Raw genomic sequence first — 26,334 nt, forward strand, 5'->3', positions numbered from 1 at the left:
TCTGAGTGTTCAGAGCTTTTTTTGTATGCGATTGAGCTTAAAGAATATCAGTGAGCAGCACACCAATACCGAGTCTTTGGGTATGCGTGTTGTAGTCTATTAAGCTTTCGCCGTAACCATTAAAGTATTGAGCATAGCCGCGTAGCCTTCCCCAAATCGGAAATGACCAATCTAGCTGAATTGCACCGCGATTATCGCTGCTTAAATTATTGCGCCACATAAAGCCAAATTCATGCTCTTCGTGACGATATACGCCACTAAACTCGAAGTGACCTAAGTACTCGTCAATATTTGGATTGTCGTCACCGCGTGGATCTAATGCATCGTCTTTGTCATTCTCAGGTAAGCGATACCAAGGCTTAAAGTTGAATACAAAGCCTTGGGTTTCCCAGATAAAATTCGCGTAGACACGATTCCAAGAACGGGAGTTTGGCTGACTGCGACCATTAGATTGGTGGGAAACCCCAAGTACAAAAGCCATCTCATCGCCCCACAAAACATTTTCATCATCTAAAAAGTTAATCCAAAAGATTTCAGGTTCATAGTTGGTTTCACGAAATGGTGAAGACACATCTTTGTTATACAGCTGCCAATACGATTGCAGCGTAAAAGCAAAATATATTGCCTGATCTTTATCCGAAAAGTTTTTATAAATAGGCGCTTTTAACGAGATTTGGTATTTGGCTTCAAAATTGTCGATTGGCTCGCCGTCTTCATCGTCAATGGCTTTTAGACCGTCGAATGGTCTGCTGTTGACGTTGGTCATGTAGGACACCGGCAAAATATAATTGCGCTTATGCGGTGTCAATACGTTACGGTTTTTTTCTGTTACGCGCTCGCGCGCCATGCGTTTATCCAATTGGCTCAAGTTCTTATCTGCATCAGCCTCGGCACATTCGGTACGGACTTGCTCTACGGTTTTGTTTTTTTCTCCAGTTAATACCGCGTTGAGTACGCACTGTTTGACTAAATCGATTTCATCTTCCTGTTGGGCTTCTTGAGCGTAAAGTGGCAAGGTAAGTAAGGCCAAAGCCGGTATTGATAAGTGTGTAAGTTTCATCCTGTATGCGCCGAGAGTAAGTACAATTGGTTACATTATTAACCAATGATAATGAAAGGGAAATGAATCTCGAAGGTCAACAATGTCAGAAAGGAAAATACATACGAATAAGAAAAAGGTGGCGGCTATCGCCGCCATACCTTAGTAAGCGTTAAGCTAAACAAGCAGAGCTTATTTGCTTTGACTTACTCTCACGCAATTAAAGTACTCGTGTTAAAGCGTTTCAACTTGAGTAAAAAACTTATACAGCTCAGTGCCTTGATTCACGCTAGCAGAAGCAAAGTGCAAAATGGCGATGGCATCTTCTTCTAACTTGATCTCATTTAAGGGCGCTTCTGATAAATAACGCTCCATTCTGAGGATTTTAGCGATGGTTTGGCCTGCCTTGATATGCTCTCCAAGCTTTGCCGTATATTCCACCATGCCACCCATTGGGGCATAAAAGGCGCGATAATTCTCGAGTCGACAGACGTAACGGGTAATGTCTTGTGGCATAAAGTGCGCGTCTTGAAAGGCCTGTTTATGGTTTAGGTAGCTCAAAATGCTATTGGCGTCATTCAATGCTTCCGCTAAATCAATTTTTTCTTGAGAGCCAAGTTCAACTGTAAACGCTTCGGTTAGTACTGGGATATCTCGGCCTTTAGCCTGATAGGCCTGTTGCAAGTTCCACCAAGGACAAAAACTTGCTTCATCCATTGCACCATCAAAATCGCTTGGAATAAGCAACACATGTGGAATATCAAAATATCGAGCGCTGTCTTTTGCATATTCAGGGCAATACAAGTGTTTTGCTGAAATAGGGCCTGTATGAAGGTCTAAAACAATCTCAGCTTCATGGGCTAAACGCTGCAAACTCAAGGCGATGCGCTTACCTGTTGTCAACCTATCTAAGGGCCCATCAAGTAGTGCTTGGGTGCGCTCAACTAATCGTTGGCGAAATTGCTGAGCGATTTCTGTTATTGATAGCGTCGGGTTTTGCTTCACAAACTCGGCAACCAACCCGGAATGGTTGATGTACATCCGATTCCAATTCGTGCCTGTAATTGGATCAAAACGTCCTAAAGTAAACTCACCAGATTTCTGATTACAACCAATCGGGTTTGCGTAAGGCACTAAGGTGATGTCCGCTTTTAATGACAATTGCTTCAACTGTTCCAGCAGTTGATAAATCACCGCATTACCTTGCACTTCGGCGCCATGCATATTTGCTTGGATATACACCTTAGGCCCACTGCCATCACCTTTGATGCGATAGACTGGAATAGTCAAAGGCAAGCCGTTGGCAATTTCACCAACCTGAATATGTTGTTGTGTAATGGTATTCATGTTTACCTCAAATAACTTGAAGCGGGCTCTGCTTCACGGACACAGCTGATTTCTCCAGCTGAGATGATGTACTCTGCAGGGAGCTCATGACATAGAAAGAACGGCATACTTTCGGTGTAGCCGTATGCGCCACACTGACTGAAAACAAGCCAATCGCCATCGGCACTGTCGCTTGGTAAGGCTAGAGTGCCCAACTTATCTAATGCAGTGCAAAGAGGGCCATGAATATGAAATTCACTAGATTCAGCTTGAGATTGGCGTAACAGCTCCGCTGGGAAAGCTTGCGCCGTTACAGCAGGGCGCAGCAGATGGTTGACACCGCCAGCGACAATAAGTTGCTGCTCACCGTAGTTCTGTTTTTGTTCAACCACAGGGTTGAGATAAAAGCCACACTCGCCAACCGCATAGCGGCCTAACTCCATCCATAATTCATCTACTTGCGTGGCGGATTTAATCAGCGCAAGCGTGTCGACCAATTTTTGCCAATCAAGAGAAGGGCTTTGCGTATCATAGGGGATGCCAAGACCACCGCCTAAGTCGAGCACCTTTAGAGTAATACCTAAATCAGCAGAGAGCTGAACTAAAGGTGCAACCATAGCCTGCCAAAGTTCAGCGAGTGTATCGCTACAGAGCATATTGCCCCACTGGAAAATATGCAGGCCGACAAAGTCTAGATGAGTGTAGTCACTTAAGGTTAGAGCTTGCCACTGCTCAGCGCCAAGGCCAAAAGGAGTCAGCGTATTGCCACCAAGTGGATTGTGCTCTGCTTTATCAAAGCGTAATTGCACCCGCAGTAAAACTTCAAATTGAAGCTCAAACTCTTCGGCCACTTGATTTAACCAGCGTACTTGATTGTGACTTTCGGCCACGAAAATACGTACGCCTTGTGTCGCAAAGTGACGGATCTGCTTTAGTGATTTGGCAGGGCCGGTGTTGAGCACGCGTTCAGGTGCGATCCCTTGAGATAACACCTGATCAAGCTCGCCGCTAGATGCCACATCAAAGTTAAACCCAGCGTTATCTAGGGTTTGAATGATATGTGATAGCGGATTCGCTTTGACGGCATACCAAAGCTTAACGATTTGCTGATCAACTAAGGGCTTAACATGTGCACTTAGCTTGTCTAAATCGTAGCAAAAGAATGGCGTATCCTGTTGCTGGATCAATGCCTCAGCTGCGGTTCGCTGTGACGTGCTCAACCAAGTCATTAGCGTAGAACCTCTTCCAGCGCCAGTGATGCATCACTTTGTTCATCACGGTATTTAACGATAAGCGCGCATGACATGCTTAAACCTTGCTCGCGTGCCCACTCACTTGAGGCTGGACGGGAGCCTGGGATCACTATCGCGTTTTCAGGGATGGCTTCACCTTTGTCGAGCAAGCGCTCGTTAACGCAGTCATAGACAGGAATACTTGCCGAAAGGCGTACACCCGGTGCTAATACGGCACCGCGCTTAACAACAACCCCTTCAACCAGTATACAGCCTGCACCAATAAAGGCATCGTCTTCAACAACAACAGGGCTTGCGCCTACCGGTTCTAATACACCGCCCACTTGTACTGCTGCGCTCAGGTGTACGTTTTTACCAATTTGTGCGCATGAGCCCACCAAAGCATGGCTATCTACCATAGTACCTGAATCAATATAGGCACCAATGTTGACATAAGCCGGTGGCATAATGATTGTGCCCGCTGCGACGTAAGCACCACGTCTTACACTGCTTCCGCCAGGAACCATACGAACGCCATCTTGTGCAGCAAATCCGCGTGGTGCTAAGTTGTCTTTATCAACAAAACCACCCGGGAATTCCGTATTTACGCCATTTCTAAATGCTTCAAGGATCCCTTGTTTTACTTCTACATTAGCATGCCAATGGCCTTGCTCATCCTGTGTTGCAGCACGTACAGTGCCATTTTCTAAATCGTTTAGTAGGGTTAACCAGCTCATGTTTACTGCCTTAGTTCCAAGATAAAATCGTTTCGTTCGCGCGAGTGATCGCATCGGTATGGGTGAGTTCCAAATGTGTCAGTGGCGGACGTAAGTTTGGACTTGCCAGCTTGCCTTGTAAGTGCATTAACACTTTCACTGGAATTGGGTTTGCCACTGCAAATAAGCTGTTTGCAGCTTCTGACCAGATGGTAAATAAATTTGGAGAGGTACCGCTTAAAGAGCGCCTTACAAACTCCGCAGTTTGCTGTGGCCATGCGTTTGCAGCAACAGACACAAGACCCATTGCACCTGCTTGTGCAAAGTAAGGCATTAAGCCATCGTCGCCGCTATAGATTGCGACATCAGGCGCTGCCTGGCGAAATGCTTCAAAGGTGGCAATATCACCACTGGCTTCTTTTAGCGCCCACAGATTAGGGTGGCTAGCCAGCTCGCCGAGTAGTTCAGGGGCAATAGCAACGGCACTGCGACCTGGTACATTGTAGAGCATGCAAGGGTTATGACTTTCATCGAGTAATGTGCTAAACCAATGCGCCAGACCAACTTTACCGGGCTTTGCGTAGATTGGAGAGCCAAGTAAAAGCGCATGAATGGGCTGCGTATTACAAAAGCGTACCCACTGTGTTTGCTGCTCAAGATTACTACCGCCAACGGCAACCATTAGCGGTACGCTCGGGGCGAGCTGGCAAACAAACTCAACGATTTGTTGCTGCTCTTGTTGGGTAAGCGCAAGGCCTTCGCCGGTACTGCCTAGTAAAAGAATACCGTTACGAGCTTGCTCTTGATCGCGCACAAGCGTTGTTAATGCGCTAAAATCAACCTGATTTTCAGCATCAAAAGGCGTTACTAAAGCCGTCCACAACGGATAGTCAGATAAGTTGAATTGTGATTTCATCTCTACCGAACTTAAATCATGTTCGGAGTTAGGAGGGTGTCCAAACTTCGAACCGTTAAAATTCGAAGAGCAATGGACTTAAAAAGGATAAGGCAGCCAATGGCCTTATTTTTCTAAGACCAGAAGCTCTCCACCAAGTATGTTGGTGACAGTCGCTGGGATTCAGCCCAGTCGCCCGAAATGAGTATTAGCAAACAATAACTCAATTTCTCGGCGTATATTCCCCTCACTAAGCTGCAACGGAGTTTGCTCTCCTTCACTTAGTTACCTGAATAACGCACCTCTTCCAGCCCTCAGTTTGACGCCGTGGCATCAAACTATCTAAATAGGGTGAACGCGCATTGAAACATTTTGGCCGTCTAGGTGTCAAGCATCGGACTGTAAATAATACGATTGTTAACTACACTTAACATTGCAGCTGAGACAATGCGATGAGATGAAAAACAAAAATATGCCGTTAATAAATAAAGTTAAAAATCGTTATATCGGGGCATTACTTGCTATGGCTGTATTGTTGTCAATGGCGATGGGGATTATGCAGTATTTACTGTATCAGCAGACCCAAGACGCGCATGTAATCAATGTTGCGGGGATGCAGCGGATGTTGTCTCAGCGCATCGCGCTTTTTTGTACTCTAGGTAATCAAGGAAGTGGTGATGAACTCCGCCAAGCTATTGATAAATTTGAAAGTAATCATGAGTATTTAACAAAAGCAGAAAGCAGTGGTAGGGCCGCTTACCTGGACGAGGAGCTGGAACGTCTTTACTACCAACAGCCAGTACAGCTGGATTTGCAAAGTGTTACATTTGTCTCTTTGGTGAAAACTCGATTACAACAACCTACCCTCAATTGGTGGAACAAATATTTATTGCATCGCAGCGTTTGCTCCCAAAGCTCAACGATGCGGTTTCACTATTTGAACAGCAAGCGCGGAAAAAAGCAGAATTCGTGAGAAAAATAGAGCTATTAATCTGGCTACTTGGACTGCTGTTACTGTTTATTGAAGCGAAATTTATATTTCGCCCAATGGCGCGAGAAATTGCTGACACATTCGATAAATTAGAGGCAGCGAAAAAACTGGCTGATGATGCGTTACACTCAAAATCACGATTTTTAGCACGTGTTAGTCATGAACTAAGAACGCCATTGCAGGCCATTCAGGGGTATTTGGATGAATACTTGAATAACCGAGATGTCCAGCAATTACAGCATGTGAAAAGCGCGGCACATCAATTGGATATATTACTTTATTCCGTTCAAGACTTTAATAACCTTGCCGATCAAGAAGTGGTGATTGAGCGTCATCAAGTTGCGTTGCGAGAAGTAATAAAATCAGCCTGTATTGCCTTTCAAATACCCGCACACAAAAAATCCCTAGCCTTTAATTTGGCTTTAAGTAATGAGTTAGATGTGAGCTGTTATTGTGATTGTAAGCGAATTGTTTGGTTGATCAGTGAATTGCTCAACAATGCAATTAAGTTTACCGAACGCGGCAGTATTCAGGTGTTCGCGGATCTAGTTGTGGATGAAAATTCGCCACATTTAGAGTGTGTTATTGAAGATACTGGGCCCGGATTCGACTATCAGCAGTTACGAGAAGCTGTGCATAGCGAGCATTTTCAAGGCACGCAGTTAGGGCTTAAACGTTGCCAATTGCTCTCGTCAGCGCTTGGTGGTCGGCTAGATTTTATTGCGAAGGAGCCAACAGGTACAAGAGCTACCTTGAGAGTACCCATTGAAATTGACAATCAACCGGCACAGGCACCTAAGCTGGTGTCGGCTAATATTTTACTGGTGGAAGATAATTTACTGAATGCTCGCGTGATTGAGAAGATGCTTCAGCCCATAGCCAAATTAGTCACGCATGTAGAGCATGGGGAACGTGCCCTTGAAGTATATGAAGTGGGTAAATTCGACATCGTGCTAATGGATTTAAATATGCCAGTGATGGATGGCTTTGAAGCTACTGAGCGTTTGAGGGCGCTAGATCCGACCGTTCCGATTTTGGTTGTGACCGCAAATACGAATGCGGAGGATTTGGATAAGGTCTACGCACTTGGTGCAACGGCTCATCTATATAAGCCATTACACCCGGATGTGTTGCATAGCAAAGTGGCACTATTATTGGTTGAGTGTGGAAATTTAGTCTCGTCTTAAACGGATATTTCCAACCCCGACTTCTGCATCGATTGAATACTGGCCTTGACCACGATAGTCTGTTGTTGAGCCAACCATACTTTTTTCGGAAGTTTCTACGCTGCTAAAACCTGACATTGCTGTTTTACCAACACCTGAATCTAAAGATACTTTTTTGAAATCGGCGGCGGTAGTCTCAATTTTTATTTTCCCTACGCCTACCTCTAAATCAGCAGAGTTATTAAGATCTTGAATATCAATTTTGCCAACACCAACTTCAACATCTAAGGCCAAATTAACTGGCACCTTAACTTGCCAAGATAGTTCATAATCATCAGAATCGATCTCAAGTGATAATTTATCCCCTGATGTGTTGTTATTTAGGGTGGCCTCACTCACATCTGGTTTACCAAACCAACTGTCTGATTCTTTCGGTTCAACCAAAATTTCGACCTCTATAGTGTCGCCGTTGTAGGTTTGTAGATCGATTTTACCTACGGCAATATCCACTTCTAACTCGGCTAGGCTATTGCTTGGAAATGATGCTGTAATGGTTTTTGAATCTTTTGCTTGTGCAGTCATTGCCACTGCACCTAATGCTAAAACTAACGCTAACTTCTTCATTATTTTTACCTTCAACGAGAGTGTTTGAAAAGTAAGTCGCAAGTAAACATGAAAAGGTTCAAAAAGATTTTTATTTTTTGGGCGTGTTGATGGAGACACATGTTAAACACGCCCTAAAGTAGGTTTTCTGAGAGTAATAGCGCGGAGTGTTATAGTCGGGTTATTGAATAGCCATTATTTTTAAGCTGCTCAATAAGGCCATACTTTTCAACGAGATGTAATGCACCAACGGCAATAAATATTGATTCATTAGGGAGTTGTTTTTTAAGCACTTTCACCCAGTTATTATTGCGTTCGATGATCATCAATTGTTCAGCTAATTTGCCGTATTTATCATCTGAAAAACTTACCTTGTAGTAATGCGATAACTTCTCTAAGTCGCCGCTTCGCCATGCGGACACTAAATCTAAAAAGTAGGTGTTCAAATCTGACATCTGTGCAAATGTTTCCTTGAGCATAGCATCACTGTGAATACTCAGCTGACTGAACATTTCAAGCTGATATTCTAAAGTTTCAAATTCACCAATTGGGATTGTCTTTTCGTTTGCGTAGGCTATCACTTGCTTATCGATGCCATTGGTATCGGTAAATCCAAGCTTTTGATATTCCAGTTGTAGCATAGTTATCATCACGGCCCATGGCGCATAACGTTCAAATAGGGCGATATCTATTTGTTTTTTTGAAAAGTAATCTTGCAGCTCCTGATAGACTTCTGAAGAGAGTTGGCCTTTTAGTGTTTGGTTGTTCTTTAACAACATAAATGGCATGGAGCGCTGTTGAATTGCAAATGGAGAAAGTGCCTCTAAGTTCACTTCGACCATGACTTTATCACTGCTCGCTATGGCCCTTTTTACTTTTACTGGTAAACCTTGCATTTGTTTGTCACCGACGTGCACGGTACCAAATAAGTACGAAGCTTTGTTGTCCTTTTCTATTTTCCACAGGCCAACTTCTGCGTTGGCGAGATTGCTGAAAAGGCTTAAGCAAAGATAAATAAAGAACAATGGCGAAAAGACTTTAACCATATTAATGATCTCTGTTGATTTTAAAGGGTCAGTCTGCGATATCGAAATGTGAATGTCACTAAAAAATGAAGTGCGTCGAGGTGGTAGAAAAAATTTCATATAGGCAAATTGATAAAGTAAATTTTTCGTTATATCGAAACTGAACCAATAGAAAATTCGCATTTTTAAAAACTAGGTTTTTTTAATTCAATAAAATTTAATATTTTGGCTTTTTTATGTGGTAACTCGGTTTTTTTAATTCTAAATAGCATAGTTTTTTGTGTTGACTTAAGTGTGCAAGCCGCGGTATTAATAGAAAAAGAGGCAGCACAGTATTTACACTGAATGATTGCCAAGTATAAATTTACGGAATTCAAGCAATGTTACTAACAGCAACTCTACTAGTCGTGATTATCAACGTGGTGATTATTATTACCGCGGGGCTAGTTAGTGCTGTAAGAAAAGTATCAGCATAAACGCCCCCGCACCAAAAGGTTCGGGGGGCGTTTTCGTTTTAGGGCATAAAAAAGGCAACTGAGAGCAGATCATGAGCAATTCAACAACCGGCGCACAACTTGTTATCAAGGTGCTAGAAGAGCAAGGCGTTAAACACGTATTTGGATACCCAGGTGGTGCCATTATGCCCATTTATGACGCTTTGTATGGCGCGCCAGTTAAGCACTATTTGACTCGCCATGAGCAAGGTGCTGGTTTTGCTGCTGTTGGGTATGCTCGTAGCACTGGCAAGCTTGGGGTTTGTTTCGCCACTTCTGGACCCGGCGCGACAAACCTTATCACCGCACTTGCTGATGCCATGATGGATTCAGTCCCTTTACTGGCTATCACTGGGCAAGTGCCGACCGCTGCGATTGGTTCGGATGCCTTTCAAGAGGTGGATGTACTGGGCATGTCTTTGTCATGTACCAAGCACAGCTACCTGGTTGAGCGAGCGGAAGATTTGGCTGAAGTATTACAAGAAGCCATGTACTTAGCCCAGTCTGGGCGACCGGGTCCTGTGTTGGTTGATATTCCCAAAGATATCCAGTTAGCTAAAGTACCTTTTCATCCTTTTGCTGCGCCACAAGACGAACAGCCGAGGGTTTCGCAAACTGAAGTAGCAAAAGCCAATCAATTATTATGTGATGCTAAACGACCTGTTGCCTACATTGGCGGCGGCGTGCAAAGCGCCGATGCGCAGTCACAGCTGATGCAATTTTTAGAAAAGACCCATATGCCGGCCGTATCGACGCTAAAAGCTTTGGGTAGCGTGACGCCGGATTATGATTATGACTTAGGAATGCTAGGTATGCACGGTACTCAAGCGGCGAACCTGGCGGTTCAGCAATGCGACTTGTTGGTATGTATCGGGGCGCGATTTGATGACCGTGTAACGGGGAATTTGGCAAAGTTTGCTGCAGGGGCAAAGGTGATCCATTTAGATATCGACCCTGCAGAAGTGGGCAAACGTAAACCAGCAGCCGCTTCGCTTATCGCAGACTTAAAACAGTCATTGCCGCAACTTGAATGTGTGGTTACGAATACCGAATGGCTAGAGACCGTCGAAGCACTGCAACGTCAACACGCGTGGCGTTATGACTATCCTGGCGAAAAGGTATTTGCACCGTATTTGTTAAATCAACTTAGCCAAAAGCTACCCAATACAGCGGTAGTGTGCTGCGATGTGGGCCAGCATCAAATGTGGGTAGCCCAGCACATGAAATTCAGCCACCCAAGCAACCACTTAAGTAGCGGTGGAGCAGGTACGATGGGATTTGGCTTACCAGCTGCAATCGGTGCACAGATAGCACGTCCAGATAACACGGTGATCACGGTATCTGGCGATGGCTCTATCATGATGAATATCCAAGAGTTAGCAACCATCCGCCGTAATAACTTACCAGTTAAAATATTGATATTAGATAACCAAAGGCTAGGTATGGTGAGGCAGTGGCAGCAACTCTTTTTTGACGGTCGTTACAGTGAAACCGACCTGTCAGACAATCCAGACTTTGTCGCACTGGCTGCTGTGTTCGGTATTCCTGGGCAGACAATTACTCATGCAAACCAAGTAGATGACGCCGTTGACGCCTTAGTGAATGCGCAAGGGCCCTATATTTTACATGCTTGTATCGACGATAAAGAAAACGTATGGCCGCTTGTTCCACCGGGTGCTGCCAATGATGAAATGATGACGGAGAGCCTTTCATGAAACACCATTTAACCGTTGCAGTAAAACAACAGAGCATCGCAGTGGAGCGCTTTTTGCGCGTAGCCAGACATCGCGGATTTCGCTTAACGAATTTAGAATTACAAGGTCAAGATGACTTATTCCACGTCAAAATGACCGTAGATAGTGACAAACCTATCTATTTATTAACCTCACAACTGAGTAAGCTAGTAGAAGTGCAAGCGGTTGACTTGCATACACTACAGAAACAGGCAATTTAGAAGAATTAAGGTAGTTAACAATGACACAAACATCAGAAGTAATTTGGCATAACGGTGAAATGGTTCCTTATTTTCAAGCGACCACCCATGTGCTTAGTCATGCTTTACATTATGGCAGCTCAGTTTTTGAAGGGATCCGTGCTTACGATACGCCAAATGGTCCCGCTGTTTTTCGCTTAACCGATCATATTCAACGCCTCTTTGATTCCGCGAAAATCTACCGTATGGAAATTCCTTTTACCAAAGAGGAAGTGATCGCAGCGTGTAAAGAGACGATCCGCGCAAATGACTTTACCAATGCTTACCTTCGTCCATTTGCATTTTTAGGTCATGTAGGCCTTGGTTTAAATCCGAAATCGCACCGTGCAGACATGACCGTTGCAGCGATGGAGTGGGGCGCATACCTCGGTGAAGAAGGCTTAGCGCAAGGTGTTGATGTGTGTGTGTCTTCATGGAGTCGCCTAGCACCAAATACCATGCCTACTGCGGCTAAAGCAGGTGGTAACTATTTGTCTTCACAGCTTATTTCAGGTGAGGCGAAGCGTAATGGTTATGTGGAAGGGATCGCGCTTGATGTTAATGGCTACCTGAGCGAAGGTGCTGGTGAGAACCTGTTTGTAGTGAAAAAAGGCGTGCTTTATACCCCGCCAACCACAGCTTGTATTCTACCTGGTCTCACGCGCGACACTATCATTCATTTGGCGAAAAAACGCGGTTATGAAGTACGTGAAGAGCCAATAGCACGTGAAGCACTTTATCTTGCTGATGAATTCTTTATGGTTGGTACCGCAGCGGAAGTAGTACCTGTTCGCAGCGTAGACAAAATTACGGTGGGTAATGGTGGTCGTGGTCCAATTACAGAAGAGTTACAGCAGGCCTATTTTGCTTTGGTTAAAGGTCAAGCTGATGACGAAAATGGCTGGTTAGAATACGTAAACGAATAATTTTATTGGTATCGGGGTCAATTGCCCTGAACAAAAAGTATTGTAAATTATGGGAATGAGGAGCTCGGTATAACCGAGAAAAAGGTGAAACATGGCTAAATTACGGAGCAAAACAACTACTGAGGGCAGACAACGCGCGGGTGCTCGTGCATTGTGGCGAGCAACGGGAATGACGGACAGTGATTTCCATAAACCGATCGTTGCGGTCGTGAATTCATATACCCAATTTGTTCCGGGTCATGTTCACCTCAATCAACTTAGCGCACTGATGGCAGATGCGATAACGGAAGCCGGCGGCGTACCGCGCGAATTTAATACCATTGCCATCGATGATGGTATCGCCATGGGCCACGGCGGTATGCTTTACTCGTTACCGTCTCGAGACTTAATTGCAGATTCGGTTGAGTACATGGTTAATGCCCATTGTGCCGATGCCATGGTGTGTATTTCTAACTGCGATAAAATCACTCCAGGTATGTTACTTGCGGCACTGCGGTTGAATATTCCGGTGATCTTTGTCTCCGGCGGCCCAATGGAGGCGGGTAAAACTCGCTTAGCGGATATCGATTTAAAGTTAGATCTTGTCGATGCTATGGTTAAAGGTGCTGATCCAACTGTGAGCGATGAAGATTCTGAGCAAATTGAGCGCTCGGCTTGTCCTACTTGTGGCTCGTGTTCAGGTATGTTTACTGCCAACTCGATGAACTGTCTACTAGAAGCGCTGGGCTTAGCGTTGCCTGGCAATGGTACGACACTTGCGACACATAAAGACCGCCATCAACTTTATCTGGGTGCTGCAAATCGTATCATGGCTTTATGCGATGAATACTATGGCAAAGACAATGAGCAAGTGCTGCCACGCAACATTGCTAACCAAGCCGCATTTATGAACGCCATGACTTTGGATATTGCGATGGGCGGTTCATCCAATACCGTGCTGCATTTATTGGCGGCAGCGCAAGAAGGCTTTGTCGATTTTGATATGAATGACATAGACCGCTTATCTCGTAGCACACCATTTTTATGTAAAGTGGCTCCGGCAACACAGCAGTATCACATTGAAGATGTTCACCGTGCTGGCGGCATTATGGCCATTCTCAACGAGCTGGCCAAAGGCGATAAATTGGACTTGTCGGTGGGACATGTTGCTGGCGGAAATTTAGGTGAAGTTATTGCGCGTTGGAATGCCGCAGACCGTGATAACGAACGGGCAAAAACTTTCTATCGCGCGGGACCTGCAGGGATCCGCACCACCCAAGCAATGAGCCAAGAGTATCGCTGGGATGAGCTTGATTTAGACCGTGAAGGCGGCTGTATTCGCTCCATCGAGCATGCCTTTAGGCAAGATGGCGGCCTTGCAGTATTGAAAGGTAACTTAGCGCCTGATGGTTGTATCGTGAAAAGTGCAGGGGTGGCCGATGAAATGCTGCGCTTTACGGGGCCGGCTGTAGTATTTGAATCTCAAGACGATGCCGTCGAGGGAATACTGGGTGGCCAAGTTAAGAAAGGTGATGTGGTGATCATCCGTTATGAAGGACCTAAAGGTGGTCCGGGTATGCAAGAAATGCTTTACCCAACCAGCTATCTTAAATCTATGGGGCTAGATAAAGACTGCGCTTTACTTACCGATGGCCGTTTCTCAGGTGGTACTTCTGGACTTTCTATTGGCCATGCTTCTCCAGAGGCTGCCAGTGGTGGCAATTTAGCGCTGGTTGAAAACGGCGATGTTGTCGCTATCGACATCTATAACCGCAGTATTGACGTTAAACTGGACGACACCGAGTTAGCGCTGCGCCATGAAAAGCAAGTCGCTCGTGGCAAAGAAGCGTACAAACCAGTTAACAGAGAGCGCTATGTGAGTCCCGCGCTAAAAGCCTACGCACTGCTTGCAACGAGTGCAGACAAGGGCGCGGTGCGTGACTTACAAAAACTAGAGGAGCTGGGCTAGCGATGGTTTCCCAAGAGCTTGATTACTTTAGAGCCATTATTCAGGCGAATGTGGCACCGCTCGTTGAGGTAACGCAAGTTAATCAATTAGAGCAAATGTCGGCCCAGCTTGGTAACCAAATTTGGCTGAAAAGAGAAGACCAGCAACCGGTATATTCTTTCAAATTGCGTGGTGCGTATAACAAGCTACGTCAGTTGCCGAAAGGATCGCGGGTGTATACCGCTTCTGCGGGTAATCATGCTCAAGGGGTTGCACTAAGTGCTACACATCTAGGCCAGCACGCCACCATTGTAATGCCCGTGACTACGCCAGAGATCAAGGTTAACGCGGTTCGTAAGCTAGGTGGTGAAGTGATCTTACATGGCCATCACTTCGATGCGGCAAAACAGTACGCATTAGATCTTTGTGAAGCACAAAGCGGTGTTTTTGTCCCGCCATTTGATGATAAAGATGTGATCATCGGCCAAGGTACAGTGGCGCGAGAGTTAATTCAGCAACTTGATGAACTAGACGTCGTATTTATTCCCGTAGGGGGAGGAGGTTTGCTTGCGGGAATGGCGGTGTATTTGAAGTCACTTCGCCCTGATATTCGTATTATTGGAGTAGAGGCTGAGGACAGTGCATGCCTAAAAGCCGCGCTTGAAGCGGGAGAACCCGTGGAGCTTGAACAAGTCGGTGGTTTTGCGGACGGTGTGGCGGTTAAGCTTATTGGTACAGAAACCTTCCGGTTAGCACAAAAGTTCTGCGACGAGGTGGTCACGGTTAACGCCGATGAAATTTGTGCGGCGGTTCAAGACATTTTCGTTGAAACGAGAGCAACTGCAGAACCTTCTGGCGCGTTATCAACCGCGGGCTTGAAGAAATGGCTTGTGCAAACTGGTGAAAAGGGGCTGAGTGTTGCAGCTATCCTGTCAGGCGCTAATTTAAACTTCGATAGGTTGAGATATATCGCCGAAAGAACGGCGCTAGGTGCTAAGCATGAAGCATTGCTCGGGGTTACTATCCCTGAAGAAAAAGGCAGCTTTAAGCGTTTTTGTCACTCTCTTGGTGGTCGAGCGATCACCGAGTTTAACTATCGCTATGCAGGTTCCGGTGAAGCGCAAATTTTTGTAGGTGTCGGGCTTAGAAATGGCCAACAAGAGTTAAATGAGTTAACCGCCTCATTGCATCAAAATGGCTACCTGTTTGACGACTTATCTGACAACGAACTGGCAAAGTTACATGTGAGATATATGGTGGGCGGCAAACCGCCGAGTGTCATGAATGAACGTTTGCTACGGTTTGAATTTCCAGAATACCCAGGCGCACTGGCACGCTTTTTAGACATGCTAGGCTGTAATTGGAATATTACTTTATTTCATTATCGCAATCACGGTGCGGCACAAGGTAATGTGTTAGCTGCTTTTGAAGTCGAGCCCTGTGATTATGATCGTTTTGATGAACATCTTGCAAAGTTAGCGTACCAGTTTCAAGAAGAAACAGATAACCCATGTTTTACACGCTTTTTGTATGGCGAGCAGTTAGCAAAGCAAAAGGCTGGATAATAAGTACTGAATTAGGTACATTGGTCGTAAAAGTACCTAATTTTATTCGTGAATGAAATGATTAAAAAAAGAACACACAAAGACATTTTCATAACGCTAGTCGCAAGACTTGCATTGTTAGGGGGCTTATATGTTGGCGCGAATGTGCTATGGCCAGATCTGATAGACCACGCACTTTTCTTGTCAATTGCGCTTGTAATAACAGTGATATCGGTCATATTCCAACGCGATATTTATACTAATAGACGCCCTGAGCAACTGGTATTAAACGAGGGGGAGAAGTTAATACTCATCTACGGGGCTAATAAAATTATGATGCCAATAGCACAAGTTGAGTCTGTCGCTATTGATGATAATTATCTTGGGATCATAGAGAAGAATAATGGTAATGGCTATGACATTATGTGCAAAGGTAGCCAACAGCAAATTTATCACCACCTTAAGAACATGCTTGGTACACATTTAGATAAATGCAATGTACAGCTGCTTTAAACGGTAGTCCGTTAAAGTGACGTTCGACTCACTGTTATACTCAATACTTACCCAATCTTAATGGCAGCCTGAGTGCCTTAAACTATAGTTAGCTATTATCAGCTAAAAAACGCAAGGATACGATGTTTCATTATTATGCTGCGTTACTACTCTTATTGTTTAACACTCAGGTTGTAGCCCTTGAAAAAGTCACACTACAGTTAAAGTGGACGCATCAATTTCAGTTTGCTGGTTACTATATGGCAAAAGAAAAGGGGTTCTATCAAGAAGAAGGGTTAGATGTTCATATTCTTCCTGCCGACCCCAATAATCCTAACGTTGATTTTCTCGTGCTATACGGCCAAGCACAGTTCGGTGTGTTTCACTCAGGCCTCTTGAAACAAAGGCTCAATGGTAAACCCTTTGTGGCACTTGCAGCCGTGTTACAGTCTTCTCCTTACTGTTGGATGGTGAGGGCTGACAGTGATATTTATGTTCCCCGTGATTTTCAGGGGAAACGCCTGAGCCATTTAGGCCACACTGAAAACGGCGAATTGCTCATGATGTTGCAACGTGCAGGCGTCAATACACAAAATATGCGCTTGTATTCAGGCAGTGAGCCACTGAAAGACTTTATCGCGGGTAAATTTGATGCGATGCAAGTTTATAGCACCAATGAGCCCTATACTGTGCAGCAAAGCGGTCTATCAACCCGTGAAATTTGCCCTAAGCAGTTTGGTTTAAACGTTTATGCTGACGTGCTCTTTACTACGGAAAGCGTACTAGAAAACCGTCCTGAGCTTGTTAAAAGCTTTCGTCGTGCGAGCCTTAAAGGTTGGCGATACGCTATGTTACATCTAGAAGAAACCTTAGCGATAACTAAACAGCAATACGCTACCCAAAAACCCCTAGAACAGCTCGCATTTGAGGCAGAGAAGTTAAGGGAGTTCATAAAGGTGGCTAATATTCCAATTGGAACAATGTCGACGGCAAAATGGCAATGGATAGCACAGCTATATCACTTAGATTTGAGTCTATTTCATGAGCACAAAGCGCGTTTTATTTATTCAGAAGTGAAGAATGAACCACCCAAATTATCTTGGGTGTTGATTATTGCAGCGATTTTGACATTGGTTTGTATTCCCATGTATATCCACTTAATTTTTTCTCGTAAATATCATCAACAATTACGCTAGAATAAGGATATTGTTTCCCTGACAACCGTGGCCATTGTGGAACCGAGCAAACGCTTTCAACTTCTAGATAAATTATTATTCGATACCCGACAATATTGGCAGGTCGTTGCATTTGAGCATCTCACTATTCCTTGGCCACAACTGCAATCCGAACTACTGCAGCTAAGCGACGACGCAGTATCCGCATTAGACAATGACACCGATGCGCTCTTTGCTTTTTTTAGTCGCCATATTCCTGAACTTGAACAACTGACTGCCCTAACTGCACTACCGCAAAAAGTGGGTCACAGAGATGAGTTACCATTTTGGCTGAGCAATGGCATAAAAGGACGCAAACTGGAGCAACTCCAAGATTTTGTTGCCGCAGTAAACGAAACCAAAGCATCGGTACTAGAATGGTGCGCAGGTAAAGGTCATTTAGGCCGTATGCTCTCTTATCATGGCGCACCTGAAGTGAACAGTATCGAGCTGCAAGCAGATCTATGCCGACAAGGAGAGGAAAGTGCGAAGCGACAAAATCTAAACCTTCATTTTCATTGTGCCGACGTGTTGAAAGATGACACACATCACCACTTTATTGAAAATCGCCATGGCATTGCACTGCATGCATGTGGCGAATTGCATCGTGTATTTATGCGTCAAGCTGTGGCTAATGGCATGAAGAAGCTATCGCTCTCTCCGTGTTGCTATCACTTATTTACGCCACCTAATTATCAAGCCATGAGCGTTGAAGCACAGCAGAGCCAGCTCAATTTATCTCATCACGATATGAAGTTAGCGCTGCAAGAGACAGTTACAGCGCCTGGGAGAGTGGCGCAAGTACGTAAAAAAGAGGTAAGCTGGCGCTTAGGGTTTGACGCATTGCGCAGAGAACTCACCACAGATAAATATTATGTGAGTGTGCCTTCAGTCAATAAGGCCATTTTTTCGGGCGAGTTTAGTGAGTTCTGTTATTGGGCTGCTGAGCAGAAGCAACTCGTCCTGCCCGACGGAATTGATTTTGACCAATATGAACGTATGGGGCGTGAACGAAAACAAGTAACGGACAGAATTGAGTTAGTGCGGCACTTGTTTCGTCGCGCGATTGAGATCTGGTTGGTCCTAGATAGGGTTTTATATCTGCAAGCAGCTGGGTATGATGTCACCCTTAGTACTTTTTGTGAAAAGTCACTCACCCCAAGGAATATTTTGATACAGGCTGAACGTCAGTCGGAGAACCCTTAATGTGTAATACGAGTCCCAGTCCGCTGAGTCACTTACTCGATAATAATAAACAGTGGGCAGATCGCACCAATGCCAGTGATCCCGAGTTTTTCAAAAAACTGTCGCAACAACAGAATCCAGATTATCTGTGGATTGGTTGCTCTGACTCTCGTGTGCCTGCCAACGAGATTGTTGATTTAATGCCCGGGGAGTTATTTGTTCACCGCAACGTGGCCAATGTCGTTGTGCATACTGATCACAACTGTTTGTCGGTCATGCAGTATGCGGTTGAGGTACTCAAAGTGGATCACATTATGGTGGTAGGTCACTATGGTTGCGGTGGAGTGCAAGCCGTACTGGATAACGCAAAGTTTGGTCTTATCGACAACTGGCTGCGTCATGTCGCTGATGTGAAAGAGAAACACCAAGCGATTATTGAACAAGTGAGCAAAGCAAAACAGTGTGCAGCCCTTTGTGAGTTAAATGTGATTGAACAGGTACGCAACGTGTGTCAGAGCAATATCGTTCAAGATGCCTGGCAGCGAGGCCAAGCTTTGACGGTACACGGATGGGTCTATGGTCTCGCTGATGGCCTCTTGAATGAGGTGGTGAACGCTGTAGCAGATATGGAGCAACTGTCACATTGCTATGAAAAGTCTCTGCTTGGCGTGAATCAGCGTTATTGCTAGGGTCAACAGAGCTTAGGGATTGCGTGCGGCATAAGCGCACGCTTTACTATCCGAAGCTTCGGTTGCTTATTCCTGCGAGTCGGATGCTTGGCTGGCAAGTTGTGCTTCTAACTGCGCCACTTTTTCTTCAAGTTCAACCAATTTTTCACGCGTGCGGATCAGCACTTTGCTTTGAATATCAAATTCTTCTCTGCTAACAAAATCCATTTCTGATAATTTGCTCTGGATCGCCTGTTTCGTTCTTGCTTCAAATGTTTCAGCAAGATTCTTTACGCCCTGTGGCATGTTACTGGAAATTTGCTTAGCAATTTCTTCAATTTTGGCTGGGTTAATCATCTTCTTACCTTAGCTTACGAGTCAGTATACGGAATCCATCTTACCTTATGCACTGCAGACGGAAAAGGTTCGCTTCATAGTTTTATATGGATACGGTAAACTAGCGTGCTTAGTTTATAAGAATTCCTCAACCCCTCAGCACTCACAGTTGTTGCCAACATTGTGTCAAGCGAGAAGATAACCGGATTAGTTGCATGAAGCTCAACCCAAAACAAGACGAAGCGGTAAAATACATCAGTGGTCCATGCCTTGTATTGGCAGGGGCGGGCTCTGGTAAGACGCGCGTTATTACCAATAAAATTGCCTACCTAGTGCAGCAGTGTGAATACAAAGCAAGGAATATCGCAGCGGTCACCTTTACCAACAAAGCGGCGAAAGAAATGCGTGAGCGGGTGGCACAAACTTTGGGTAAGCAAGAAGCTAAGGGTTTGTGGGTGTCGACATTCCATACTTTGGGGCTGGAAATCATTAAAAAAGAGGTTAAGACCTTAGGGTATAAACCAGGTTTTTCCTTGTTTGATGATCAAGATACTAGTCAATTGTTAAGTGAGCTCACTGAAAAAGAGCTTGAGCGTGACAAAGACTTACTCAACTTGTTGAAAATGCAGATTGGTAACTGGAAGAATGAGCTTATTCTACCAGAGCGCGCTATTCGAGAAGCGCGAGAGCCACAAAAAGCGCTATTCGCTCAGCTTTATGCGCGTTATCAGACGCAGCTCCGTGCTTACAATGCGTTAGACTTTGATGACCTAATCATGATCCCAACTTTGCTGTTGAATCAGTCGGTTGATGTGAGAGAGCGCTGGCAGCAACGTTTCCGCTATTTGCTGGTGGATGAGTATCAAGATACCAATACCAGCCAATATCAGTTAGTGAAACTACTGGTTGGTGAGCGCGCACGCTTTACTGTGGTTGGTGACGATGACCAGTCTATTTATTCATGGCGTGGCGCTAAACCGCAAAACTTAGTGTTGTTGAGCAAAGACTTTCCGGGCCTAAGACTTATCAAGTTGGAGCAAAACTACCGCAGTGCTGGGCGGATCCTAAAGGCCGCGAATATCCTTATCGCTAACAATCCCCATGAATTTGATAAACAACTGTTTAGTGAGCTGGGGTATGGCGACCCGATCCGTGTGATAGCGACTCGTGATGAAGAGCATGAAGCAGAACGTGTAGTCGCGGAGATCATTTCACACAAGTTTATGAAACGTACCAGCTATCGCGACTATGCATTGCTCTATCGGGGTAATCACCAAGCTCGAGTGTTTGAAAAGGCACTCATGACCAACCGTATTCCATACAAAATTAGTGGTGGCATGTCGTTCTTTGCACGCAGTGAAATCAAAGACATCATGGCTTATTTACGATTCTTAGTGAACCAAGATGATGACAACGCATTTTTACGTATCGTAAACACCCCAAGACGCGAAATTGGTCCTGTGACTTTAGAAAAGCTAGGTAGCTTTGCCAATGAGCACCATATCAGTCTATTTGCTGCGTGTTTTGAATCGGAGCTTGCGGATCGCTTGGCGGGTCGTGGCTTAAATGCATTGATGGGATTTGCGCGCTGGGTGGTTGAGCTTTCCGACCGAGCAACCCGCGGAGATACTTTGGAAGCGGTAAAAGATATGATCCGTGAAATTAATTACGAAGCTTATCTTTACGAGTCATCCCCAAGTGCGAAAGCGGCGGAAATGCGGATGAAAAACGTATCAGAATTATACCGTTGGATAAGTGATATGCTTACGGGAGATGCAGATAACCCGGCCATGACATTGCCAGAAGTGGTGAGTAAACTCACGTTAAGAGATATGCTTGAACGCAATGAAGAAGAGGATGATTCAGATGCGGTGCAGTTATTAACGCTACATGCGTCTAAAGGTCTCGAATATCCACACGTATTTATGGTGGGGATGGAAGAAGGGCTACTACCTCACCAAACGAGTATCGACGAAGATAATGTCGAAGAGGAGAGGCGCCTGGCCTACGTTGGCATAACTCGAGCTCAGCAAACCTTAACATTGACCTATACCAAGAGTCGTCGTCAATTTGGCGAGCAGATCACCCCAGAGCTGAGTCGCTTTGTTCAAGAGTTGCCGCAAGATGATTTACAAATTGAAGGGAAAAAGCCTGTGGCGACACAGGCAGAGCGAATGGAAAAAGGTAAGTCTAACGTTGCGAATTTGCGGGCAATGCTAAGACGGGACTGATTCGTTATCAAAACTCTGGATAAAGGCCACACGTTCGCTGCCCTTATCCAGTATTTCCTGCTTGCCAAAAAACAGCTGCAAGCCATGCTTTTCTAGTAAGCTTCTAAAGTTTAAAATCGCAGGACCGCGGGCAATGACCCTAATATTCTTAACCTTCGTAACCGCTAAAATACCTTGCAATTGAACTTCATAACTCGTTTGTTGCAGGACGCGTTTACTAAACGTCGAGCTTAATAAGAGATAGGTAAAGTCAACTTGGCTGATCAGGGTTAGATCGCAGCGATCTTTACCAAAGTTATTCAGCCCGATTGGGATCCCCATATCAGCTAAGGCTCTAAGATTTAATATCTGCTGGCTAGAAGCAAAGCGAATTTCGCTCTCTTCGAAGAGCAGGCAAAGCGTTTTGTCTCGCCGTTTTAGCTGCTGCTTTAAGGCTTCAAAATGTGTGCTTTCTAGTAACATTGCTGAGCAGCCAAATAGCATATCCTCATCGCGGCTGCGGGCTATCTCTTGTGTTTTATTGAGTAGGTGCAATTCAATTTCAAGGAGCTGAGATTTTTCTGCGGCAAATTTTTTTAGAATGTCAAAATTTGTACTGCCTAACACCGGATGTTCGCCAAAGGCTTCTAAAAAGCCAATGGGCTGAGCGCTATCAGACCAGTTCACGACTTCCGTGCAGCGGAAATGGGTAGGGAGCTTATCTAAGTGATGTTGCTCTTGATGCTTCTGAGCGTTTGAGTTTGCGGTAAGCAATGGGTGATAAAACTCATAGCGACCACGCCCAGCGTTTTTAGCATAATACATTGCTGCATCGGCATCTCTGATAATTTCATCGGTGTTACGGTATAGCTTATTACTATAGGTGATACCAATACTGGCACCGCTCTGCATGCATACCCCTTTCAAACAGAAAGGTTGCTGCATAACTTTGATAATACGTTTGGCGACATCTTCCGCTTGCTGACGATCGGTTAGGTGATCAAGTAAGATCACGAATTCATCACCTGCAAGTCGTGCTAGTAAATCGTGTTCACGAATGCACTCTGAGAACGACTGAGCTACCCACACTAAAAATTGATCGCCTGCCTGGTGACCTAATTCATCATTAATGTCTTTAAACTTATCTAAATCGATAAACAGAACTGCAAAATTATCTTCGGGATAACGATGATGTTTCTTCAGCGTTTTTTCGAGCTGAGTTAAAAACAAACTACGATTTGGTAGACCCGTGAGTGAATCATGGTGGGCATCATGATAAAGCTGCTGCTCAATCTTTTTGCGCTCTTCCATCTGCATTTGCAGATGTAAATTGGCTTGCTGTAGCTCTTTGGTTTTTTCCGCAACTCGATGTTCTAACTGCTGGTGACTGATCTTTAGTGCTTGGTTTGCTAGATGCGTTTGTAGTACAGAGGCAATCTGATTAGAAACAAAAGAGATCAGTTCAACATCATCATAATTAAATTCGTGTTTGTGCTCATAAGCCTGGCACGCAATCAGGCCGATGACGCCAGTAGCCGTTTTTAATGGTGCACCAAGCCAACTTGTTGCAGCAAGCTTGTGGTTATAGCCTGCGGGACGCTCTACTGTGCCCTCGAGTGCTAAGGCTTTGGCACGGGTATTGTCTATCAACTGGCTTTGTTCAGTGCGAATGACCAGCTCACTATACCCTTTTGCAAATGGGCGAGGGTTATAACTGGTTTTTTCATCAACACTATACGGGAAGGTAAGCCAATTCGTTTCTTTATCGTAAAGTGCTATATAGAGGTTATCGGCAAAAGTAATAGAACGAATAATGTCGTGAACTTGCTGGTAAACATCGTCAATATCGGAGAACTGGGTTGCTAATTCAGAAATCTTGAATAGGATTTGCTGCCTTTCTAGCGCGCGTTTGCGGTTTTCTATCTCTTTATTCAGTGCTTCATTACTTTGCATTAGTGCCCGCGTGCGGATTTTCACTTCAGACTCTAGTAACTCACGCTTTTTAACGCGTTCAATCGCCGTAGCTAAATACAGTGACATTACTTCAAGCAATTCAACCTGATGATCGCTGTAGACTTGCTCGGCTTCGTAACTTTGCGACACCATAACGCCAATAATTGCGCCATCGCGATAGATAGGTACACCCACCCAGTGCTCTGCTTGACTGCCCATTATCTTAAACTCGCCAGCATTGGCTCGCGATAGCATGTCGTCTTTGGTGAGATAAACGGTTTCACCGGTTTTAAATACAAAGCCAGTCACACCATCTTTAAAGTGATGTGCTTCATGAAGTGGGACCGAAATACCGTCTTTCTCATCAACAAAATACGACAACTCAAGTGCTTGAGTAAAACGATTTTGCAGGACGACATAAAAGCTTTTACTAGGTAAATATTGAGATAGAATATTGTGGATTGCGGGATACAACAGGGTAAGCTCAGCAACAGTGCTAGCCTGTTCTGATAACTGAATTAATGTGTATTGAAGTTGAGACTTTCTTTTATATTTTTTGAGTAAAGACTCTAATCTGGCGGTTCGCCGAGATAGTCTCTTAACCTGCTGTTGTGGCTCTTCCAATGATGAAACCAGTTCTTATTGTTGTTTAATTATTGAGCTTAATAGTTTCACTTTTAGCCGAGGCGGTCAAGTGTAAATTTCTCATTCCTGCTCGCTTTATAAAGCGATATCAAGCCAGTGCTAATCACGGCTTTTATGGAACCATATTGAGACGAAAATGCAGCGATAAACGCTGCACTGTCTAATAAGTCTTTCTACCCTAAATAGAGAAGTTGAAATACTTATTTGCTTGTCATGAAATCGATTGCTGCTGCAATCTCATCATCCGAGCAGTTCATACAAGTACCGCGAGGAGGCATTGCGTTAAAGCCGTTAATTGCGTGGTCCAATAGTACGTCTGAGCCTTTTGCTAGGCGAGGAGCCCAATCGTCAGCTGTTTTTGGGGCGCCTAGTGCACCAGTGCCGTGACAAGCAAAACATGCTGCTTGATAAACCTGCTCACCCGAGCGAGGGCCTGATGGCTCGGCTTCTGCTGCACTCTCAGCGCCAGCTAAATATACTGAGCCGATAGGCTGAAGGCGTTTTTTAATCGCTTCTTCAGTTAAAGAATTGTCGTATGGTTGCGCAACTGCGGCTGTTGATAGCAATAAAAGTGCTGCTGAAAGTTTTTTCATTTACCTTGCTCACTTCGTTTGAACGTGTTCAATCACGATAATGGATGACGGAATTAGTGGGATTATAACGTCACCTGTTCATTTATAAAACGTAAACTTGAGTATAAATGGTTAAAACCATTAATTTATTGCGTTAGGGCAAGCTTTTTCGCCTAAATTTGCAATAACGCAAGGCCGAAATGCGAGTCGTTCGGCCTTGGCGCTTTCTTCTACTAATACGATAATACGAGCAAAAACTTATTGCGATCGCTTCTAGGCCATTTCGATGAGTTTCGTCACTGCCTTTTCGATACCAGTCGCGGCTTCGACGATTGATGATGCCAGCATATATGCCGGTGTACTAATCACTTTTTCATTATCATCAACGACGATTTCAGTCACTTCACAGTCCACGTGTTTTGCGCCAAGCGTGTTAATTGCAGCTGCGGTATCAACATCATTACCTATGGTCGCGAGTGTACCTGGTGTATGGATATGGGCGATGAGTGCTGGCGCAATACATAAATAAGCTATTGGCTTTTGCTGATGGTTGAACTCACGACATACGCGTTTTACGCACTCAAGAATCGTAGAGTCTGCGCCTTTAAAGGCGAAATCGGAAAGATTCTTTGCTACGCCAAAACCACCCGGTAATACTAAAGCGTCAAATTCATCAGCATTTAATGTTTCCAGATCTGCAATTTCTCCGCGTGCAATTCGGGCGGCTTCTATCAGGACATTACGACGCTCATCTTGTTCTTCACCGGTGATGTGATTGATCACATGGAATTGATCAATATTAGGTGCAAAGCACTGATAGCTTGCCCCTGCCTTTTCGAGATTGAGTAGTGTTAATACTGACTCGTGGATCTCGGCACCGTCGAACACACCACAGCCACTTAAAATTACCGCTACTTTTTTCATTCATTTCTCCCTTCAATGTCACATCATACGCGCTATATGCATAAAAAGAATTATGCACGAATTAAAAAATTATAAAGGATCTTCTATGATCTTTGATCAATTGTGTTAGTATACTCCTCCGCTTGAGAAAATCAGGCTATTTTTTACTCACCCAGTTTGTTAAGCGTGACTAAAAAAATTCTTTATCCACAAAGCGGTAAAGATAATAACAATAAAAAAGACATAAAAAACGCAAGTAAATCAAGGTTTTATTTTTCACTCTGACTTTTAAATCAAAGT

23 protein-coding genes and 1 riboswitch are annotated in these 26,334 nt (G+C 44.6%); of the genes, 12 read left to right on the plus strand and 11 right to left on the minus strand.

The window, feature by feature from the left end:
* Nucleotides 1-37: 37 nt before the first annotated feature.
* The 5 genes from B1L02_RS01245 to dapA all read right to left on the minus strand — a co-directional run bounded on the left by B1L02_RS01245 (nucleotide 38) and on the right by dapA (nucleotide 5,229).
* Nucleotides 38-1,060, minus strand: coding sequence for a phospholipase A (locus tag B1L02_RS01245; protein ID WP_088529620.1), 1,023 nt, complete (start codon nucleotides 1,058-1,060; stop codon nucleotides 38-40).
* 213 nt (nucleotides 1,061-1,273) lie between these two features.
* Entirely contained in the window at nucleotides 1,274-2,386 is a 1,113-nt protein-coding gene (locus tag B1L02_RS01250; RefSeq protein WP_088529621.1) for a succinylglutamate desuccinylase/aspartoacylase family protein, read from the minus strand.
* 2 nt (nucleotides 2,387-2,388) lie between these two features.
* Complete coding sequence (locus B1L02_RS01255; RefSeq protein ID WP_088529622.1) at nucleotides 2,389-3,594, minus strand: PLP-dependent decarboxylase; 1,206 nt, start codon at nucleotides 3,592-3,594, stop codon at nucleotides 2,389-2,391.
* Nucleotides 3,594-4,334, minus strand: a complete 741-nt coding sequence (locus B1L02_RS01260) for a 2,3,4,5-tetrahydropyridine-2,6-dicarboxylate N-succinyltransferase (RefSeq protein WP_088529623.1) — start codon at nucleotides 4,332-4,334, stop codon at nucleotides 3,594-3,596. Before B1L02_RS01260 ends, B1L02_RS01255 begins: the two co-directional genes overlap by 1 nt.
* 10 nt (nucleotides 4,335-4,344) lie before the next feature.
* Nucleotides 4,345-5,229, minus strand: coding sequence for a 4-hydroxy-tetrahydrodipicolinate synthase (gene dapA / locus B1L02_RS01265; RefSeq protein WP_088529624.1), 885 nt, complete (start codon nucleotides 5,227-5,229; stop codon nucleotides 4,345-4,347).
* A gap of 115 nt (nucleotides 5,230-5,344) precedes the next feature.
* Nucleotides 5,345-5,523, minus strand: a riboswitch (Lysine riboswitch).
* Between the two features lie 142 nt (nucleotides 5,524-5,665).
* Here dapA and B1L02_RS24200 point away from each other — a divergent pair.
* Together B1L02_RS24200 and B1L02_RS01270 are read left to right on the plus strand one after the other, a co-directional pair.
* Nucleotides 5,666-6,181, plus strand: coding sequence for a type IV pili methyl-accepting chemotaxis transducer N-terminal domain-containing protein (locus tag B1L02_RS24200; protein ID WP_232003126.1), 516 nt, complete (start codon nucleotides 5,666-5,668; stop codon nucleotides 6,179-6,181).
* Nucleotides 6,178-7,386, plus strand: a complete 1,209-nt coding sequence (locus B1L02_RS01270) for a response regulator (protein ID WP_232003127.1) — start codon at nucleotides 6,178-6,180, stop codon at nucleotides 7,384-7,386. The genes B1L02_RS24200 and B1L02_RS01270 overlap by 4 nt, the downstream gene beginning before the upstream one ends.
* On the opposite strand, the gene B1L02_RS01275 is transcribed toward B1L02_RS01270, so the two are convergent.
* Nucleotides 7,372-7,989, minus strand: coding sequence for a hypothetical protein (locus tag B1L02_RS01275; protein WP_088529625.1), 618 nt, complete (start codon nucleotides 7,987-7,989; stop codon nucleotides 7,372-7,374). The genes B1L02_RS01270 and B1L02_RS01275 overlap by 15 nt on opposite strands.
* Before the next feature lie 149 nt (nucleotides 7,990-8,138).
* The gene (locus tag B1L02_RS01280) at nucleotides 8,139-9,014 is read right to left on the minus strand and encodes a TraB/GumN family protein (RefSeq protein ID WP_088529626.1); all 876 of its coding nucleotides are present in this window, start codon (nucleotides 9,012-9,014) and stop codon (nucleotides 8,139-8,141) included.
* A 526-nt stretch (nucleotides 9,015-9,540) separates the two neighbouring features.
* Between B1L02_RS01280 and ilvG the strand changes: the two genes are divergently transcribed.
* From ilvG to can, 9 genes are all read left to right on the plus strand, one after another.
* On the plus strand, nucleotides 9,541-11,202 hold the full coding sequence (gene ilvG / locus B1L02_RS01290) for an acetolactate synthase 2 catalytic subunit (RefSeq protein WP_088529628.1): 1,662 nt from the start codon (nucleotides 9,541-9,543) through the stop codon (nucleotides 11,200-11,202).
* Nucleotides 11,199-11,441 carry an acetolactate synthase 2 small subunit gene (gene ilvM, locus B1L02_RS01295; RefSeq protein ID WP_010376329.1) on the plus strand — a complete coding sequence of 81 codons (243 nt, stop codon included), beginning with the start codon at nucleotides 11,199-11,201 and terminating at the stop codon, nucleotides 11,439-11,441. The genes ilvG and ilvM overlap by 4 nt, the downstream gene beginning before the upstream one ends.
* A 20-nt stretch (nucleotides 11,442-11,461) precedes the next feature.
* Nucleotides 11,462-12,385 (plus strand): branched-chain amino acid transaminase, encoded by a 924-nt coding sequence (locus tag B1L02_RS01300; protein WP_010607766.1) that lies wholly within the window; start codon nucleotides 11,462-11,464, stop codon nucleotides 12,383-12,385.
* Nucleotides 12,386-12,476: 91 nt separating this feature from the next.
* Nucleotides 12,477-14,333: a dihydroxy-acid dehydratase gene (gene ilvD, locus B1L02_RS01305; protein ID WP_088529629.1), complete on the plus strand. Its 1,857-nt coding sequence runs from the start codon at nucleotides 12,477-12,479 to the stop codon at nucleotides 14,331-14,333.
* 2 nt (nucleotides 14,334-14,335) lie between these two features.
* Nucleotides 14,336-15,877 (plus strand): threonine ammonia-lyase, biosynthetic, encoded by a 1,542-nt coding sequence (ilvA, locus tag B1L02_RS01310; RefSeq protein ID WP_088529630.1) that lies wholly within the window; start codon nucleotides 14,336-14,338, stop codon nucleotides 15,875-15,877.
* Between the two features lie 57 nt (nucleotides 15,878-15,934).
* Complete coding sequence (locus B1L02_RS01315) at nucleotides 15,935-16,369, plus strand: hypothetical protein (RefSeq protein WP_088532229.1); 435 nt, start codon at nucleotides 15,935-15,937, stop codon at nucleotides 16,367-16,369.
* Nucleotides 16,370-16,491: 122 nt separating this feature from the next.
* The gene (locus B1L02_RS01320) at nucleotides 16,492-17,544 is read left to right on the plus strand and encodes an ABC transporter substrate-binding protein (RefSeq protein WP_088529631.1); all 1,053 of its coding nucleotides are present in this window, start codon (nucleotides 16,492-16,494) and stop codon (nucleotides 17,542-17,544) included.
* 27 nt (nucleotides 17,545-17,571) lie between these two features.
* Complete coding sequence (locus B1L02_RS01325) at nucleotides 17,572-18,768, plus strand: methyltransferase (RefSeq protein ID WP_088529632.1); 1,197 nt, start codon at nucleotides 17,572-17,574, stop codon at nucleotides 18,766-18,768.
* Nucleotides 18,768-19,436 carry a carbonate dehydratase gene (gene can, locus B1L02_RS01330; RefSeq protein ID WP_088529633.1) on the plus strand — a complete coding sequence of 223 codons (669 nt, stop codon included), beginning with the start codon at nucleotides 18,768-18,770 and terminating at the stop codon, nucleotides 19,434-19,436. The genes B1L02_RS01325 and can overlap by 1 nt, the downstream gene beginning before the upstream one ends.
* A 66-nt stretch (nucleotides 19,437-19,502) precedes the next feature.
* On the opposite strand, the gene ubiK is transcribed toward can, so the two are convergent.
* On the minus strand, nucleotides 19,503-19,772 hold the full coding sequence (gene ubiK, locus B1L02_RS01335; RefSeq protein ID WP_010376312.1) for a ubiquinone biosynthesis accessory factor UbiK: 270 nt from the start codon (nucleotides 19,770-19,772) through the stop codon (nucleotides 19,503-19,505).
* 194 nt (nucleotides 19,773-19,966) lie between these two features.
* On the opposite strand from ubiK, the gene rep reads away from it, so the two are divergent.
* On the plus strand, nucleotides 19,967-21,982 hold the full coding sequence (gene rep, locus B1L02_RS01340) for a DNA helicase Rep (protein WP_088529634.1): 2,016 nt from the start codon (nucleotides 19,967-19,969) through the stop codon (nucleotides 21,980-21,982).
* Here the strand turns inward: rep and B1L02_RS01345 are convergent.
* The 3 genes from B1L02_RS01345 to elbB form a co-directional block, all read right to left on the minus strand.
* Nucleotides 21,968-24,538 (minus strand): diguanylate cyclase domain-containing protein, encoded by a 2,571-nt coding sequence (locus B1L02_RS01345; protein ID WP_088529635.1) that lies wholly within the window; start codon nucleotides 24,536-24,538, stop codon nucleotides 21,968-21,970. The two genes, rep and B1L02_RS01345, sit on opposite strands and share 15 nt — an antisense overlap.
* 221 nt (nucleotides 24,539-24,759) lie before the next feature.
* Nucleotides 24,760-25,152 (minus strand): c-type cytochrome, encoded by a 393-nt coding sequence (locus B1L02_RS01350; protein WP_088529636.1) that lies wholly within the window; start codon nucleotides 25,150-25,152, stop codon nucleotides 24,760-24,762.
* 252 nt (nucleotides 25,153-25,404) lie between these two features.
* Entirely contained in the window at nucleotides 25,405-26,055 is a 651-nt protein-coding gene (gene elbB, locus B1L02_RS01355) for an isoprenoid biosynthesis glyoxalase ElbB (RefSeq protein ID WP_088529637.1), read from the minus strand.
* Nucleotides 26,056-26,334: the final 279 nt, after the last annotated feature.

This window comes from Pseudoalteromonas piscicida, assembly GCF_002208135.1.
Taxonomy (GTDB): Bacteria; Pseudomonadota; Gammaproteobacteria; order Enterobacterales; family Alteromonadaceae; genus Pseudoalteromonas; species Pseudoalteromonas piscicida_A.